The sequence below is a fragment of the Pontibacter liquoris genome (assembly GCF_022758235.1).
Lineage (GTDB): Bacteria > Bacteroidota > Bacteroidia > Cytophagales > Hymenobacteraceae > Pontibacter > Pontibacter liquoris.
This window is the reverse complement of the sequence record NZ_JALEBG010000002.1, coordinates 628066-644557: the sequence shown is the minus strand read 5'-3', so window position 1 is coordinate 644557 and position 16492 is coordinate 628066. Positions and strand designations below refer to the sequence as shown.

Annotated in this window: 9 protein-coding genes; 6 read left to right on the top strand and 3 right to left on the bottom strand. The window is 56.0% G+C overall.

Going from position 1 to position 16492, the window contains the following annotated elements; genetic code table 11:
• The first annotated feature begins 1 nt into the window (after nucleotide 1).
• The 6 genes from LWL52_RS16050 (at nucleotide 2) to LWL52_RS16025 (ending at nucleotide 9399) form a co-directional block, all read left to right on the top strand.
• Nucleotides 2-619 carry a DUF4159 domain-containing protein gene (locus tag LWL52_RS16050; protein ID WP_242921705.1) on the top strand — a complete coding sequence of 206 codons (618 nt, stop codon included), beginning with the start codon at nucleotides 2-4 and terminating at the stop codon, nucleotides 617-619.
• 361 nt (nucleotides 620-980) lie between these two features.
• Complete coding sequence (locus LWL52_RS16045; RefSeq protein WP_242921703.1) at nucleotides 981-1976, top strand: AAA family ATPase; 996 nt, start codon at nucleotides 981-983, stop codon at nucleotides 1974-1976.
• 878 nt (nucleotides 1977-2854) lie between these two features.
• Nucleotides 2855-3754, top strand: coding sequence for a DUF58 domain-containing protein (locus LWL52_RS16040; RefSeq protein ID WP_242921701.1), 900 nt, complete (start codon nucleotides 2855-2857; stop codon nucleotides 3752-3754).
• A gap of 101 nt (nucleotides 3755-3855) precedes the next feature.
• Nucleotides 3856-5373: a BatA domain-containing protein gene (locus LWL52_RS16035; protein ID WP_242921699.1), complete on the top strand. Its 1518-nt coding sequence runs from the start codon at nucleotides 3856-3858 to the stop codon at nucleotides 5371-5373.
• Entirely contained in the window at nucleotides 5363-7534 is a 2172-nt protein-coding gene (locus tag LWL52_RS16030; protein WP_242921697.1) for a DUF4175 domain-containing protein, read from the top strand. Before LWL52_RS16035 ends, LWL52_RS16030 begins: the two co-directional genes overlap by 11 nt.
• Before the next feature lie 35 nt (nucleotides 7535-7569).
• Complete coding sequence (locus LWL52_RS16025; RefSeq protein ID WP_242921695.1) at nucleotides 7570-9399, top strand: exosortase/archaeosortase family protein; 1830 nt, start codon at nucleotides 7570-7572, stop codon at nucleotides 9397-9399.
• Nucleotides 9400-9493: 94 nt separating this feature from the next.
• On the opposite strand, the gene LWL52_RS16020 is transcribed toward LWL52_RS16025, so the two are convergent.
• The 3 genes from LWL52_RS16020 to LWL52_RS16010 form a co-directional block, all read right to left on the bottom strand.
• Entirely contained in the window at nucleotides 9494-11476 is a 1983-nt protein-coding gene (locus LWL52_RS16020) for an OmpA family protein (RefSeq protein WP_242921693.1), read from the bottom strand.
• A gap of 132 nt (nucleotides 11477-11608) precedes the next feature.
• Nucleotides 11609-12577, bottom strand: a complete 969-nt coding sequence (locus tag LWL52_RS16015) for a PorP/SprF family type IX secretion system membrane protein (protein ID WP_242921691.1) — start codon at nucleotides 12575-12577, stop codon at nucleotides 11609-11611.
• Nucleotides 12577-16095, bottom strand: a complete 3519-nt coding sequence (locus LWL52_RS16010; RefSeq protein WP_242921689.1) for a T9SS type B sorting domain-containing protein — start codon at nucleotides 16093-16095, stop codon at nucleotides 12577-12579. The genes LWL52_RS16015 and LWL52_RS16010 overlap by 1 nt, the downstream gene beginning before the upstream one ends.
• Nucleotides 16096-16492: the final 397 nt, after the last annotated feature.

Genomic DNA, 16492 nt, shown 5'->3' with positions numbered 1-16492 from the left:
AGTGCCTCCTTTTACCTTCGTACGCCTGCAATACCGTTCCGGCAACTGGGATACCGATCCGCGGATGCCCAGTAACCTGCTGCACTCGCTTATCAAGTATACCACCGTGCCGGTAAACGAGGAGGAGAAGGTTGTGTCGCTGGAAAGTGCGGAGCTCTTTAACTACCCTTTCAGTTACCTGAGCGGACACAAGCTGGTGCAGTTCAATAAAAAAGAACGGCAGAACTTTGAGACCTATGTGCGCAACGGCGGCTTTGTGCTGGTAGACGATTGCAACCACGACATCGACGGCCTGTTTGCCCGTTCTTTTGAGGAGCAGATGCGGCAGATCTTCGGGCAGAATGCGCTCAAGAAGCTCCCCAACAGCCACAAGCTCTATAAAAGCTTTTTTACGTTTGCCGATGGCCCGCCGCCCACCTCGTTCGAGCTCAACGGCTGGGGCGACGACCTGGTGCACGATTACCTGAAAGCCATTGAGATAAACGGGCGCATTGCCGTGCTGTACAGCAACAAAGACTACGGCTGCGAGTGGGACTACGACTTCCGCAACAAACGCTTCCTGGCCGAAGACAACACCAAATTCGGCGTCAACATCATCATGTATGCGCTGACGAGTTAAAATAAGTGCAGCAGCTGAAGTATAGCTTGTTGGAGAGAACATCAACAATTGCGGCGAGGCAGGATGGTTACATGAGCGATTTTCATCCCCCTACCCCCTTCAAAGGGGGACTCCTAAGCTGCCGAAGCGATGACAAGAATAAAGCGGCTCAGCTACAAAGCAAAACAGCTTGCCAGGTGCACCTTTGACGATTTTTTGTTTGAGCGTTCAGCGAGTTCAAAATTGTCTTGATTCTTTTGCCTACTTTTCTCATCAAGGAGAAAAGTAGGGCCCCGCCGGCGAGGCGAGCTATGAAACAATGTAAGTTGCACAAGAACAAGCTTCAACAACAACGCAGCTACAGTCATTAACAAGTATAAAAATGACCGAACAAGACATAAACCACCTGCTGGCCAAGCTCCCGCGGCTAAAACAGGAAATACAGAAAGTAATAGTAGGGCAGGAGGAGGTGCTGGACGAAGTGCTGATCACGTTGCTGGCCGGTGGCCACGGCTTGCTGGAAGGCGTGCCAGGGCTGGCCAAAACGCTGCTCGTGCGCACCCTCTCCGATGCCATGGACCTGGGCTTCCGGCGCATCCAGTTCACACCCGACCTGATGCCGACCGATATACTGGGCACCGAGGTCCTGGAAGAAGACCACGCCACCGGCAAGCGCTTTTTTAAGTTTAACGAAGGGCCCATCTTCTCCAACATCGTGCTGGCCGACGAGATAAACCGCACGCCGCCTAAAACACAGGCGGCGTTATTGGAGGCTATGCAGGAACACGAGGTAACTTATGCCGGCAAAACCTATAAGCTGCCGCGCCCTTTTTTCCTGCTGGCTACCCAGAACCCCATCGAGCAGTCGGGCACGTACCCTTTGCCCGAGGCGCAGCTCGACCGTTTTCTGCTGTTCATCAAGATCAAATACCCGACAGAGCAGGAGGAGCTCAACATCCTGAACGCCACCACGGGCACCCGGCAGGCGCAGGTGCAGCCAAGTATAAGCGGAGAGGAGATTTTGCAGCTGCGGCAACTGGTACGCGAGGTAAGTATAAATGACGAACTGCTGACCTACGTAAACCAGCTGGTGCGCACCACCCGCCCCGACAGCACCACTGTGGATTTTATTAAAACCTACTGCCGCTGGGGAGCCGGTCCGCGGGCCGGGCAGGCGCTCATACTTACTGCTAAAGCGCGGGCGCTGCTGCACGGCCGCTTTGCAGTTACGGCAGCCGATATCCGCACAATGGCGTACCCCGTGCTGCGCCACCGCGTGCTGGTAAACTTCACCGCCGAAGCCGAGCGCATCACACCCGACAGAGTAGTAGAGGAGCTGCTGCAAAGTATACAGCTGCCGAAGTCCATGCTGGTTTAGGGAAGATTGTTACATAACCGGGTTGAACCACCCCTAACCCCTTAACTTAGGAGGGGAGCACGTAATTGCTGCTGGGGAAGTATAAGCGGTGTAGGATCTATGCAGTTGCGAAAAGAGACACACTGCCCTGCTGTCATCTTGACGTTAGGAGAGATCTGTTTAAGATACTTTCATGATCTCTGCTGTTTCGGATTTGCTATCCGGAATGTTGGTTGCCACGGATTTGCGATTCGCTTGTGTGCTTTGAGCTATGGCTTTTTCTAGGCGGATTGCAGATCCAAAAGAGCCTGTGCCGTTTGCCAAGTATAAACATCCCCCTACACCTCCCGAAACATGTTCGGGATCTTCGACTTCAAAGGGGGACTTTAGGCTGATGGAGGAGCAGAAGAGCGCCTGCTTAGTAAAGGCTTAACCTCCCTTCCTCCAAGATCCTTTCAGGAAGACAAAAATGGAAGAGGCAAGGAGAGAAGGTTTATACTTATACTTCAGCCTTAGTATAAACAGTTGCTATCGAATTGATCCTAGTCTTTGGGTTGAGCGCCACGAGAGTTTCCGGTGACGAACGATAGTGAGGTAGCCCGAGGCACGAGGGCAGGAAACGAAAGCAGCGCGATGCCCTTATCGAGGGCCCCTGCACCCCCAGGACGAGCCCCCGCGGGCTTGGAGCGCTCCAAAGTAAAAAAGAAACAAGGCAAGTATAAAACTGAGCATCAAACGACAGCTAGTAAGTATAGCCAAAGTATAAGACAGCGGAAGACATCTGCTACAAAACATAGCTAGAAAACTATACATCAAGATCCGCCGCTACCAAGTATAGCAGAAACAGAATTGAGATAGAACGATAGCGACCAAGTATAGCTCAAAGCATAAACCATACTATGGCAAACTACGCCACCAAATTCATCGACCCGCAGGTCCTGGCTACCATCAAAGACCTGCCGCTACTGGCCAAAACAGTAGTGGAAGGCTTCCTGGCGGGCCAGAACCAAAGCCTGCGGCGCGGGGCCGGGTTGGAGTTCAGCCAGTACCGGAGCTACCAGCCCGGCGACGACCTGCGGCAACTCGACTGGAAAATGTTTGCCCGCTCTGACCGCTATTATATCCGCGAAGCGGAGGTAGACACCAACATCACGGTGCGCTTTATTATAGATGCCAGCGGCTCGATGGCGCACCAGGACGTAAACGGCATCAGCAAAATGGCTTATACCCGGTTTCTGGTCGCCTCGCTGGCCTACCTGGCTACCCTGCAGGGCGATGCTGTGGGACTGTATGTGCTGCACGAGGAGCAGCTGATCAACCTGACGCCCCGGGCCGACAACATGCACCTGCAGCGCTTCTGGCACCAGCTAGCCGAGGTAAAGCCAGAAGGCAAATTTCCGGATGCCCATACGGCAGCTAACCTGTTCTCCAGCAAAAAACAAAAGGAACTGACCGTATTCGTGACGGACCTGTATGAGCAGGAGCATGAAATATCAGACCTGCTCTACAAACTCGGCGCGCAACGGCACGAGTTGCTGCTCTGCCACCTGGTAGCGCGCAACGAGCTGGAATTTACCTATAACGGCACCCTGACGTTTGAAGATCTGGAAACCGGGCAAACGATGCAGGTCAGCACCCCGGAGCAACGGAATCTTTACCTGGAGCGGCTTCAGGCGTGGCTGCAGCAAACAGAACGCGACATGCGCAGCCGCCAGATCGCCTACGAGCGGTTTATTACCGACGAACCGCTGGATAAAGCGCTGCGCACATTCCTGAAAAACAGACTGGCTTATGGTTAATTGCTAAATTGCGGCACATGGCAATGGCCAGCTGCTGTTTTCACACGCTTACTATTGATGCAAACTTTCTAACTTTATAAATTTCTAACTATCTAACTGTTTTGACCTTCCTCGCGCCATACTGGCTTTTTGCGGCATCGGCAATCCTGCTGCCGATTGCCCTGCACCTGTGGAATAAACGGCCGGGCAAAACAGTAAAAGTGGGCAGTTTGCGCTGGCTGGAAGCTTCGGCGAGCAAGCGCTGGAGCAGCATCCGGCTACATGATGTAGGCCTGCTGTTGCTGCGCTGCGCCATACTCGTGCTGCTGGCCGTAGCACTGGCACAACCCGTATGGGTACGCCCAGCCCGAAAGAGTGCCGGCAAAAAGGCCGTCTTGGTAGCGCCCGAGTTACTGTACACCGCTGCCCGGCAAGCCCTGCAGCCCTCCATCGACGCGCTGCTGCAGCGGGGTTATACCTTGCACGAGTATAGCACCGGGTTCCGGCAGCTGACCGCTGAACAATGGCAAAAGATTCGCCGCACCACCACTGATACAACGTTAACCAACACGACCAGCTACTGGCGCCTGTTGCCTGCCCTGGCCCAAAAGTATAACCAGCCGCAGGACAGCGTCTGGCTGTTTACTTCCGACCAGCGCCGCTACTTTACAGGTACACGGCCGGATGCCCTGCCGGAAAATATACACTGGCTGCCTGTAGCAATCGAAATAGCCGCCACCTGGCTGCAGGCCGCCGTACAACCAATACCGGACAGCCTGCTCCTGCTCATCGGCCACAGCACCCGCGAAAGTATTAGCTACAGCCAGTATCGCACTGCCACAAACACGCCGCAGCTTGTTTTAAAGGATGGGCGGCAACTCCACCTGCAGCTTGTACAGGATTCGCTGAGAGCAATCATTGGCCACGACACTAGTTTTGTTCAATTGCAGCAAAAGCCCCTGCAGGTAGCCATCCTGACAAATAGCGCTCAAAAGAACGAGAAACGTTACCTACAGGCTGCCCTTGAAGCCATCAGCAGCTATACCGGGTTTCCTATTCGTATTACAGCTGATACAACAGGGGCGAACTGGGTTTTCTGGCTGGGCAACGAGCCCTTGCCCCAGGCACTAAAACAACGCGTGCCAAAAGGAGCGCAGGTGTGGGTGCAGCCTGGCACAAAGCCGCAGGCTGTTACTACTACACTGCCCGGTGCGGCCGGCACTGCAATAAAAGTGTACCAACTCAGCCGGCCGGCGCAAACCCTGGCTGCCGCAGCTACAGCTGTCTGGACGGCGGCCGATGCGACGCCCTTACTCACCGTGCAGCCGCAGGGCCAGGGCAACCTCTATACTTTCCGGACGGGCTTTGATCCTTCCTGGAGCGAACTGGGCCGCAGCGGCCAGGTACCGGAACGGCTGCTTCCGCTGCTCTTCCCCAGCCAGCAGGGTCCAACCTACGATGCACGGGCGCTGGACGAAGCGCAGTTGATCCCACTTAAACGCGTAGCGGTTACCCCGGCTGCCGTGCCCGCACCCAGGAGCCAGCCGCTGCTGCGCTGGGTGGTACTGGCCGCATTTTTATTATTCATTGCTGAACGGTTCATAGCCGGCCGGCGCGCAAGGGACACGTATGGCAGTTGAGCAAAGCATTTCTATTCTCCGGCGCATCCGGAGCCGCTATGTGCAGGCCAAACTGGGCCTTTATGGCTTGCAGGCGCTGGCAATAGCCGCTATCGGAGCGGCCATCCTGTACAAATGGCGCTTTGATGTGCCAGCGCTTACTTTTGCGGCCGGGGCTATACTGGTGTCGGCAGCCTTATACCTTGCCCTACGATGGCGCCAGCTCCGCCAGACCGATCTATTCCAGGTGGCCCGGCACCTTAACCGCAGGTATCCGCAGCTGGAAGACAGTACCGAACTACTGCTGCAGGAACCGCAGCACCTGCTCGGGCAACTGCAGCAACAGAAGACAGCGGCCGTTTTACTGGCGCTTCATCCCGAAAAAGAGAAGAGCTATACCTTGCGCAGCACGGCTACCTACGCTGCGCTTGGGTTGGCACTGGTGGTCTCAGCGGGCATTTTATACTTGCCGGCTGCACTGTTGCCTTCCGTAGTTGCGCACGAAAAAATGCAGGTCCAATTCCCCGATGCGCCACCCGCCACGGCCGATACCACCGTTACGATCAACCAGACCGATATTACCATTACGCCGCCTGCTTATACCGGCAAGCCGGCCTACAAAGCTCAAGGCCTGAACCTGCGTATAGAGGAAGGCGCTACCGTGAGCTGGCGCATCCAAACCAGCAAACCTGCGCGCCGGCTGCAATGGGAACTGAATGGCCAGCCGCCAGTAGCCTTCCGCAAGGTAGGCGAGGGCTATGCCTTCTCCCGCGCTTTCAGTACGCCCGGCCTTTATACCATCACGCTCAACGGCCGCAGATCTGCTTTTTATACGTTGGAGATCATCCCCGACGAAGCGCCTGTCATCCGGATCACCAAGCCCGCCCAGTATACCGATATCCGGTTTGGCGACCCGCAGCGGTTTACGTTGCAGGCGCAGCTCTCCGATGATTATGGTCTGCGGGAAGCCAACATAGTGGCGACAGTGGCCAAAGGTAGCGGCGAGGCGGTCACGTTTAAAGAGCAAAAGCTATCCCTTGGTTTTAGCGGCTCAGGTCGCAGCTTTACGGCAAATAAAACCGTGGATCTGAAGGCGCTGGGAATGACGTATGGCGATGAGCTCTACTTTTACGTGCAGGCCTGGGACAAGCACCGCGGCTATACCCGCTCCGAAACTTACCTGGTGCAGCTGGAAGACACGGCGCTGGCAGTAGCTGACTTCGACATGGCCATGAGCGTAAACCCGGTGCCGGCTTATTTCCGCAGCCAGCGTCAGATCATCATCGATACAGAAAAGCTGCTGGCGGAGCAGAAAAGCATTTCAGCTGCCGCCTTTGAGGAGCGCTCCAATACCATTGGCGTGGACCAGAAGCTGCTCCGGCTACGCTACGGCAAGTTTCTGGGCGAAGAAGCTGCTTCCGGCATTGGCCCGGGCGGCGGCATTCCGGTGGCCGAAGAGGCGGCACACACAGCAGACGACGGCCACGACCATGCACCAGCCGGCAACCCGAACAGTGCCGACGCCCTGCTCGACCCCTACATCCACAAACACGACCAGGAGGACGAAGCCACCATATTTGAACCTGCTGTAAAAGCCAAACTGAAAGGAGCCCTGGCCCAGATGTGGGAAGCGGAGTTGCGGCTGCGCACGTATAAACCGCGCGAGGCGCTCCCTTACGAGTATAAAGCCCTGCGGATGCTCAAAGACGTGCAGCAAAGCACGCGGGCCTATGTAGCGAAAACAGGTTTTGAAGTGCCTCCCTTTAAAGAGCCGGAGCTGCGCCTGACCGGGGAGCTCGATAAGATCACACCGCTCGCTGATAACCAGGCGATCAAAACCACCGAGCAGCTGCCGCACACGCGTGCTGCCCTGGCCTGGCTGGCGCACTACAAACAAACTGGCAAGTATAAAGCCACGGATGCGCAGGTACTGGAAAAAGCAGGGCAGGAGCTGGCCAGCCAGGCCTTGCAGCAGGCGGGCAGCAACCTGCGGACCTTGCAGGAAGTACGCACCATCATCTCCGACATGCAAAACAACAGGAAGCTGTGTGCCTCGTGCCTGATGGCGGTAGAGCGGGCGTGGGTGGCACTGTTACCACCGGCAGCGCCCACCCCGCAGCAACACACCACCACCCGAAGCCCGCTGGCAAAAGAATATCAAAAGCGGTTACATGAAAAATAGCGGCCTGATGTACCTGCCAGCTACCGAAGTATAAGATGAATAAGGAAACAACCTTCTATAGTATGATGCTTTACCTGCCCTGGCTTTTAGCAATTCCGGTGGTATTGCTGCTTTTGTGGCAGGCCTGGCGCCGGCCTGCCCGGCAACGGCTGCCTTGGCGGCTACTGGCCAGTGCCCTAGCCGGCCTGAGCCTGGTATTGCTGGTGTTCCCGCCTACCTACCGGCAAACCCTTGATCCGGGAACGGCAATCCTGTTGACCGAAGGCTATGCGCCCGATACCTTGCAAGCACTGCTGCAGGCAAACAAAAAAGCAACGGTTTATACTTATCAGGCCACCGCAGCTGATGCCACGCCTGTTGCTGACCTGTATACCTTGCGGCAGCAGCACCCCGCTTTAAGCACGCTGCACGTGCTCGGGCAAGGGCTGGATGCGACGGAACTGGCGGCGCTCCAAAACATCCGTCTCATTCCCCATCTTTCTGCCTTGCCCGCTGGCATTACGGCAGTGCAATGGCCCGAACAAACCACGTTAGGCGAGGACGTAACTGTCAGCGGCAAGTATAAAACTGCCGCCGGCACTGCCTCAACCCTTTACCTGCAGGCAGCCGGCCAGCGGCAGGATTCTGTCAAGCTCTCCCCAGGCGACAGCACCTATACCTTCCGGCTGCGCTACACGCCCAAATTATCCGGCCGCTTTACCTATACTTTGCTGGCCAAATCGAATACCCAAACCGATACGCTGGGGCTGGTGCCTGTGCAGGTTACCCCGGATAAGGAACTGGGCATCCTTCTGCTGGCAGCGGCACCTTCCTTTGAGTTTAAGTTTCTGAAAAACCACTTGGGGCAGCTGCAGCACCGCGTTGCTCTGCGGGCGACTATCAGCAAAGGGATGAACCAAAGCGAGTGGCTGAACATGCCCCAACAGAACTTGAGCGCCATCACCCCAAAACTATTGCAGGGCTTTGATGTGGTGATTACCGAGCAAGAGGCCCTGCAAAGTATGAGCGCTGCCGAAAGAGGCGCCCTGCAGCGCGCCGTTACCGACGGTGGCCTGGGCGTGCTGACGGTTGCCACTGCGCCTGCCGGCAGCCGCGCCACCGCTTTCTTCACTGGCTTCGAAACCCGCCGCCTTCCGCAGCAGCCCGCGCACAGCACCCGCGCTTTGTGGGCATCCGGCGTCGGCACAACGGCAGCTGCGGCACCTTATACTTTGCTTTCATCAACAACGGTAACTGGTTTGGTACGAGCAGAAGGCAGTCATTTACTGGCGGGTGCCCGGCAGGCAGGCTGGGGGAAAGTGGCCCTGAGCTTTTTGCCCCAGACGTTTAACTGGCAGCTGGAAGGGAAAGAAGAATTATACGCCAGCTACTGGGCCGGTTTGCTGTCCGCCATCGCCCGCGAAGAAGTAACGGATAAATTCTGGCAGCGCACCGCTCCCCAGGTGCCACTCCCTAACAAGCCGGTTATACTTACTTATACTAATTACTGTCTTACCGGCGGCACAGTGCCCCCGGCTCCTACGGTAAGCAGCCTGGCTGATTCAGTGCACAGCAGCCTGCCCCTGGCGCAAGACCCCATGCAACCCACACAGTTCAGCGGCACGTTCTGGCCCCGCCACAGCGGCTGGCATCAGGTGCACACGGCCGGTGCGCCGCCTTACTTCTTTTATGTGCAGGATGCCGCCAGCTGGCCATTCGAAGGTATTTACCAGCGCCGCCAGGCAACGCAGGCCTTTGTGGCGCAGCAAGGTATAAAACCGGCAGCACCGGCCCTCGCTCACCAGCAAGCACCGATATCTCCCCTCTGGTTCTTTGTGCTGTTTGTGCTCAGCAGTGGCTTTTTATGGCTCGAAGAGAAGTTTTAGCGCTCGCAATCACCGTATTTCTATACTTGTGAAAAAACAAAAAGGCCCATCACACTTGCTGTGACGGGCCTTTTTATCTCTGACGCGGTTATACTTAGCGCAGGATCTTGAATTCGGTTCGGCGGTTTTCCTGGTGCTCTGCTTCCGAGCAGTTCACGCCATCCGTGCAGCGGTTCAGTAGCTGCGTTTCGCCGTAGCCTTTTGCAATTAAGCGGTCGCGGGCAATGCCTTTGGAGATAATGTATTCCACGGCTGCCTGCGCGCGCAGCTGGGAGAGCAGCTCGTTGTAGCGGTTGCCCTGGCGACTGTCGGTGTGGGAGCTCAGCTCGATGCGGATGGCCGGGTTGTCGCGCAGCGTTTGCACCAGCTTATCGAGTTCTTTGGCTGCTGCGGGCTTAATTTCGGATTTATCCAGGTCATAGTAAATGTTCTCCAGCACAATCGGTTTGTCCGGCGTATCGCGGTTAAACACCATCTCCACCTTCACCGAATCAGTATTGAAACGGCAGTCCGGCATCATGTCCAGCGTCTGGGTCAGGTATTTTGGTTTGCTGCCTTTGATGGTATAGTTGGTGGAAGCTTTCACCGGAAATGTAAAGCTGCCATTCTTGTCAGAATATACTTCCACGGGGGTGGTGGAGCCTTCCTCAAAGAGCTGCAGCAGCACATGTTCCACGGGTAACTCTTTTCGCTTTGTGCCATTGCCCTGTGCCAGGCGCTCTACCGTACGGCCCGTCAACGTGCAGGGGATCTTCACTTCTTTAAACGCGAAAATATCGTCGAAGCCGTTGTGGCCCAGACGCCCCGAAGAGAGCAGCCCGCTTTTGCCATCTGGGTTTAGCAGCGCCCCGAAATCGTCGTGCGAGGTGTTTACCGGGTACTTCAGGTTCTCCACGCGGGTCCAGGCATTGTGGCTGCCGAAGGTCTTAAAGATATCCAGCCCGCCCAGGCCCAGGTGGCCGTCCGAGGAGAAGTATAAAACGCCGTCCTGGCCAATGCTCGGGAAGCTCTCGCGGCCGCTGGTGTTGATCACGTTGCCGGCATTCACGGGTTTGCCCCAGCTGCCGTCTTTTTGCTTTTCGCAAAAGTAAATATCCGTTTCGCCCAAGCCGCCGGGCATATCCGATACAAAGTATAGCACGTTGCCATCCGGTGTTACAGCCGGGTGGCCCATAGAATAGGCGGTGGTGTTGTTATACTTAAAGGGCTTCACGTTCTCCCATTTATCGCCTTTGCGCTCGGCCGTGTAAATGCCCAGGCGATTGGTGTGGGTACCGGCTTCGCTGCCTTTAAACCAGCTGGTGGGATCAGGATTGGCTTTGGAGTTGCTGCGCTTCACCACGTGCGTGCGGGTAAAGTATAGCAGCTGGTCTTTTTCCAGGAAAGCGCCCGGGCCGTTGTGGTAGGTGGTGTTCACAGAAGGGGGCAGGGGCACGGGCGCCTCCCAGGTGCTGTCGGTTTTGGTTTTGGTAAAGTATAACTGAATGTAGCCATTGCCCGTCCAGCCGTAGCGTTCTGTTTGCTGTTTCGGATCGGTGCGCATGCGGTCGGAGGCAAACAGCAGCCCGTCTTTTAGTTTGATGGGGCTGAAGTCGGCGCCCTCCGAATTTAATGTACTGATCTTAGTGATGGCAAAAGGCCGGGCCTCTTGGATCCAGGTCATGGCCGTGTCGCAGGAGGCGGCCATTTTGCGGGCCAGCGCTGCCTGGGCAGGCACTTTGCGGCCATACTGCTCAAACAACTGCTTTGCCTTTTCATAGCTGCCGTTCCGCTTGGCCGACTCGGCATACAGGTATAAATTGGCCGGATCGGCGTTTGGGAACGTGGTGGCCTGGGCATACCAAAATTCAGCTTCCTGGCTGTTGTTCATGATGCGGTAACTGTCGGCAATGCGCTGCACCACCAACAGGTTGGGTTCGCCGTTTTCCAGGATCGCTTTGTAGGCGGCCAGAGCCTTCGTAAAGTCAAAGTTGTTGAAGTATTTGTCGGCCTGCTTCATGTCCTGCGCATGGGTGGCGGCAGGCGTTCCCAGAAGACCCAGCAGCACGATAAAAGCAAGTGTTAACCGTAATTTCATGGCGAGAATAAAGAATGTACAAGCACCCGAAGCAAGCCGGGCAAAGCATGAAAGATAGACAATATACCAGAAGTAATAAACAGCGCCCTTGTATATTCCTGCAATTATACTTCCTTTCGGCCTGCCTCCCTGTTACAGGTTGCGCGGCGTCATGATGCGGCCGTGGCTTTTCTTATAAAAAGAGTAGCCCAGCGATATCTCGTGGCTGGCATAGTTATTCAGCTTCGAAAGGCTAATATCGTAGGAATAGCCTACGCGCAGCCGCGGCGTGGCATAGAGCTGTGCCATGACCGCCACCGCGTTCCGCTTGCCCAGTTGCTTCATCTCCAGGTTGGTAAAAAGCGGCATTGCCGTACGGTAAGAGGCGCCCACCCAAAACCGGTTATTGAGCAGCAGGAACGTGTTCAGGTCGATGTTGGTCGGGCTTTTGAAATCCTCCTTCAGCAGGATGCTGGGCTTCAGGCGCAGGCTGGGGCCCAGGTCCAGCAGGTAGCCGGTGGAGATAAAGTAATGGCGCCGCGGGGTAGCGACCAGCAGCTTATCGCTTTTGTAGGGCACCAAGCTGGCCGCGGTTAAGCCGGCATAAAAACGCTGCGTATTAAAAAAGACGCCGATCTTGGCATCGGGCAGGATCTTTACTTCTTTCCCTTCCGGCACTGCCGCATCGGGCTGGCCGCTACCTGTCTGCAGCATGGTGCCATCCAGCACATACTGGGCAGCGCCCGCCGAAATGCCCAAAGCCAGTTTGGAATAATGGTCGGTGGCAAGGCGCACGGCCACATCCGCATACACGCCCGTTTGCCGTTGCGCGCCCAGGGCATCGTTCACGATGTGCGCTCCCCAACCCAGGTTCGGGTTAGCCGTCAGTCCGTCCACGCTGATGGTTTGGGTAACAGGGGCACCCTCCAGCCCCGTCCACTGGCTGCGGTAGGTGGCATTGATGTTCAGTATCTCCTTGCTGCCGGCATAGGCAGGGTTAATGGCCAGCTCATTGAAGATGTACTGCGAATACTGGGGTGCCTGTTGTGCCGCTGCGGTTTGTGCCAGCAGCACTGCAGGCAGCAGCAGAAACCAGCGGATGAGGGTTGCTTTCTTCTTCATTACCTTACTATCGTCACGTAGCCTTTGAACAACTTTGAAGTGCCGTCACACATTTTTGCCCGCACAACATAGTAATAAGTGCCTTCGCTCAGGTTACTCCCGTTCCAGTTGTTTTTGTAAGCGTTGCTTCTGTATACTTCGTTGCCCCAGCGGTTTATCACAGTCAAGTCATTATCCGGGTAGTTTTCCAGGTTCCGGATCACCCAGGTATCGTTGTTGCCATCGCCGTTCGGCGAAAACACGTTCGGCACAATGATCTCGCTGTTGCGCAGGTTGGTGTTGGGCGTAAGCAGGGAAGGTTCGCTCTGGCAGATGCCATTGTCTACTACCACGCCGATGTTGCCGGTCGTGGTGCCCGGATTAACCGTAACTTTATTTGTGCCCTGCCCGGAGGTGATCTCCCATCCATCCGGCACGCTCCAGGTATACTTGCTGGCGCCGGCCACAGGGGCTACTTCGTAGCTCAGCCCGGCACATGGCGTGCTCAGGTCCACGATCTCGCCCAGCTCGGCCAGCGGTTGTGCGTTTAGCGCCATGGTGGCGCTTAAGCTGTTGCCGCAGCCATTCACGGCTTCTACTGTTAGCGTGCCACCCTGGCTGCCGGCTTTTGCCGTGATGGTGGTGGAGCCCTGGCCTTCCACAATCGTCCAGCCTTCGGGTAGGGTCCAGGCGTAAGAAGAGGCTCTTAAGGCAGCATCCACGGTATACGTAACGGTACGCCCGGTACATACGCTGGCTTCGCCCCGGATCATGCCCGGTGCTGTTGGCTTGCCGGTAACAGGCGTAACCACCAGCATTGTGGCCGATCCGGTACCACAGGCGGTAACGGCGCTTACTTTCAGGGTGCCGGCTGTGGCAGTAGGCAGTACGGTAATAGAAGCAGTGCCGGCACCGGAAAGAATCGTCCAGCCCTGTGGCAGCTCCCAGGTATAACTATCTACATTGGCCAGCGGCTCCACGCTATAGCTGGTGCTGCTTCCGTTGCAGGGCTCTGCGGGGCCGGCTGTAAGTTTGGGCGCGGCCGGTAGCTGCTGCGGTGCCAGGGCAAGCGATTGGCTGTTTCCCTGACCACAGGTGTTGGTGGCGTATACTTTCAAATCACCGGCTGCTGTGCCTGCTGTTACGGTAATGCTGGTGGTGCCCTGTCCGGCCGTGATCTGCCAGCCTTGTGGCACGCTCCAGGTATAAGCTGTAGCGCCTGCAATGGGATCGATGTTAAAGACAATGCCCGGGGTGCCGCCGCAGAACGAAGCAACCGACTGCCGGATGCTGGTAGGCGCGGCAGGTGGTCCGGCCAGCGGCGCAACCGCTAACACGGATTTCGTTCCGCCGGCACCGCAGGCGTTCACGCCGGCTACTGCTACCTGGCCTGCGGTAGCTGTTGTTTTTACAGTAATGGAGGTGGTGCCGTCGCCTGAAATGATCGTCCAGCCTTGCGGCAGCGTCCAGGCATAGCTGGCGGCGCCGGCTACCGGCTGAATGGTATAAGTCTCGGTAGCACCGGCACACATCGTCGTTTTTCCGCTGATAGGGCCTAACTGAACTGGCGCTGCCGTTGAAACAGCCACTGGCAGGCTCTTGGTGGCTGCATCGCAATCGTTGGTGGCGGTGATACTTACGGTGCCATCGGCAGTGCCCACTTTTACTGTAACGGACGTGCCATTAGCAGCTCCCTGAATCGCCCAGCCTTTGTCTACAGACACTGACCAGCTATACCCGGAAGCGCTGACGCCCGGCTCCAGGCTATAGGTAACCACAGAACCGGCACATACATTGGCTGGCCCGTTTATCTTTAAACCGGCCGGTGCGCCCGAAACAGGTTTTACAGGCAAGGTGGTTGTAGCGCCTGCACCGCAGCCGTTGGCAGCTGTTACACTGATATCGCCGTTCTGGCTGCCGGCTACTACTTTCAACGTGGTTCCTTCCTGCGACACAACCGTCCAACCCTGCGGCACGCCCCAGGTATAAGTAGCCGTGTTTGCTACCGCAGCAATAGTATACGTATAGGTCTTGCCCACGCAAGGCAGCGCGTTACCAGTAATTGGGCCTGGCTTTTGGGGAGCAGCCTGCGCCACCACGGTGGCTTTCTGCACCGCGCTTGTTACACCGCAGGCATTAATGGCCACCACAGAAATGGTGGTGCCGGTCGTGCCGGCATCGAGCGTTACCGTAGTGGTGCTTCCGCCGGAAACGATCTTCCAGCCCGGCGCTTCCCAACGGTAGGAGGTGGCGCCTGGCACCGGGGCAATCGTATAGGTGATGTTAGTCTGATTGGCGCATACCACCGAGAGGCCGAGGATCTCTTTCGGTGTGGGAGGAGGGGATGGCACCATCTTGACAGCAAAGCTGGCTGTGGCACTCAGGTTACAGTCGTTGCTAACCGTTACGCTGACATTCCCTTCTAAGCTGCCTGCGTTCACGGTGATGTTGTTGGTCCCTTGTCCGGCTGTGATCTGCCATCCCTGCGGCACGGCCCAACTATACGTAGCGCCTGGCACAGCCGGGATGCTGTAGCTATGGCCGCCGGAACCCTGGCAAACGCTACTTTCGCCGGTTATAGTCGGTACTGCCGGCGCTGCGCTCTGCGGGAAAACATCCAGCGATTTTATGTCGCCTTCGCCGCAGTTATTAACGGCCTTTACGGTAACCTGTCCATTTGCGGAGCCCACTTTTACCGAGATGCTGCTCCCATTGGAAGCACCCTGAATAGCCCATCCTTCGGGTACTGTCCAGGAGTAGCCGCTTGCGCCGCTTACAGGGGTTATGTCGTAGGTGATGAGGGTGTTAACGCAAGGGTATTGCTTGCCTTGCACCGGCGAAGTGATAATGGGCTTGCCGGTAGTTGCTGTTACATCCAGCACTCTTGCCGGACCCACGCCGCAGGTATTTCCTACCGCCACCGAAACCTTACCGGAACTACCTGCTTTACGGACAGTAGCAATTTCCTGGTTATCCGGATCGACAACTACATCCCAGTCGGCCGGAAACGTCCAGGTATAAAAAGAAGCGCCCGGTACGGCGGCTATTTGATACGTATAAGCCTGCCCTGTGCAGACCGCAGTGGGGCCCTGGATCTCCCCGGCCGCAGCGGGCACGACGCAGAAGAACAGGTTGGCAAAGTTATTCGGTTGATTTTTATCTACGCCGGCACCGGCCACGGAAACAGAGGCACCCGCATTGCTGGCTACCCGCAGGGTGGTAACCACCTTAAGCGTGGCGCTGCTGCCACTTACCATACTGCTGATCGTCCAGTAGCCGCTGCTGATGCTGTTATCAGGCGTTGCCGCAAGCATGGCCACGCCATTGCTTGGCGTGGTGCTCTTGATCTGTCCCGGTAAAACCAAATTCACCTTTATGCCGGTCTCATTACCGGGCCCCAGGTTGTCTACTGTTATTGTATAGGTGATCTCCTCGCCCAGTTTATAGTCATCCACCGCAATACTTCCCGGGCTTTTCTGTAACGTAATTCTCAGGTCAGCAGAGGCATCGGCCGCTACAAAAGCAAAAGGGAGGCTCACAGATTTCTTTGGTAGGCCTGGCGCATTGACAGAAGTAGCAGGTTTTGCGGCACGCGCTGTTGCCCACTGGGCGGAAGCCAGAAGGGATACCGTGTAAAAGCATACTATCAGAAGTATAACTTTTCCTAATAAGCTTCTCATTAAAAGTTGTATAAAATTTTACTTTATAATTTCCTCCTTTGTAGAACCGTTGGAATAGTCCGCTATGGCTACATTGTACAAAATCAACTACTTCCGCTCTTCACTTCTCTTGTTGATTTCTTTTTCGGCACAATATTATGGCTTTATAATCATATATAAAAATAACGCATAGCCATATTTTACATGATGCCGCTTTCCACTACCTAAATTTCAATTAATTATAGTGCAATCCTAATTTTACTAAAAAATTTAAATT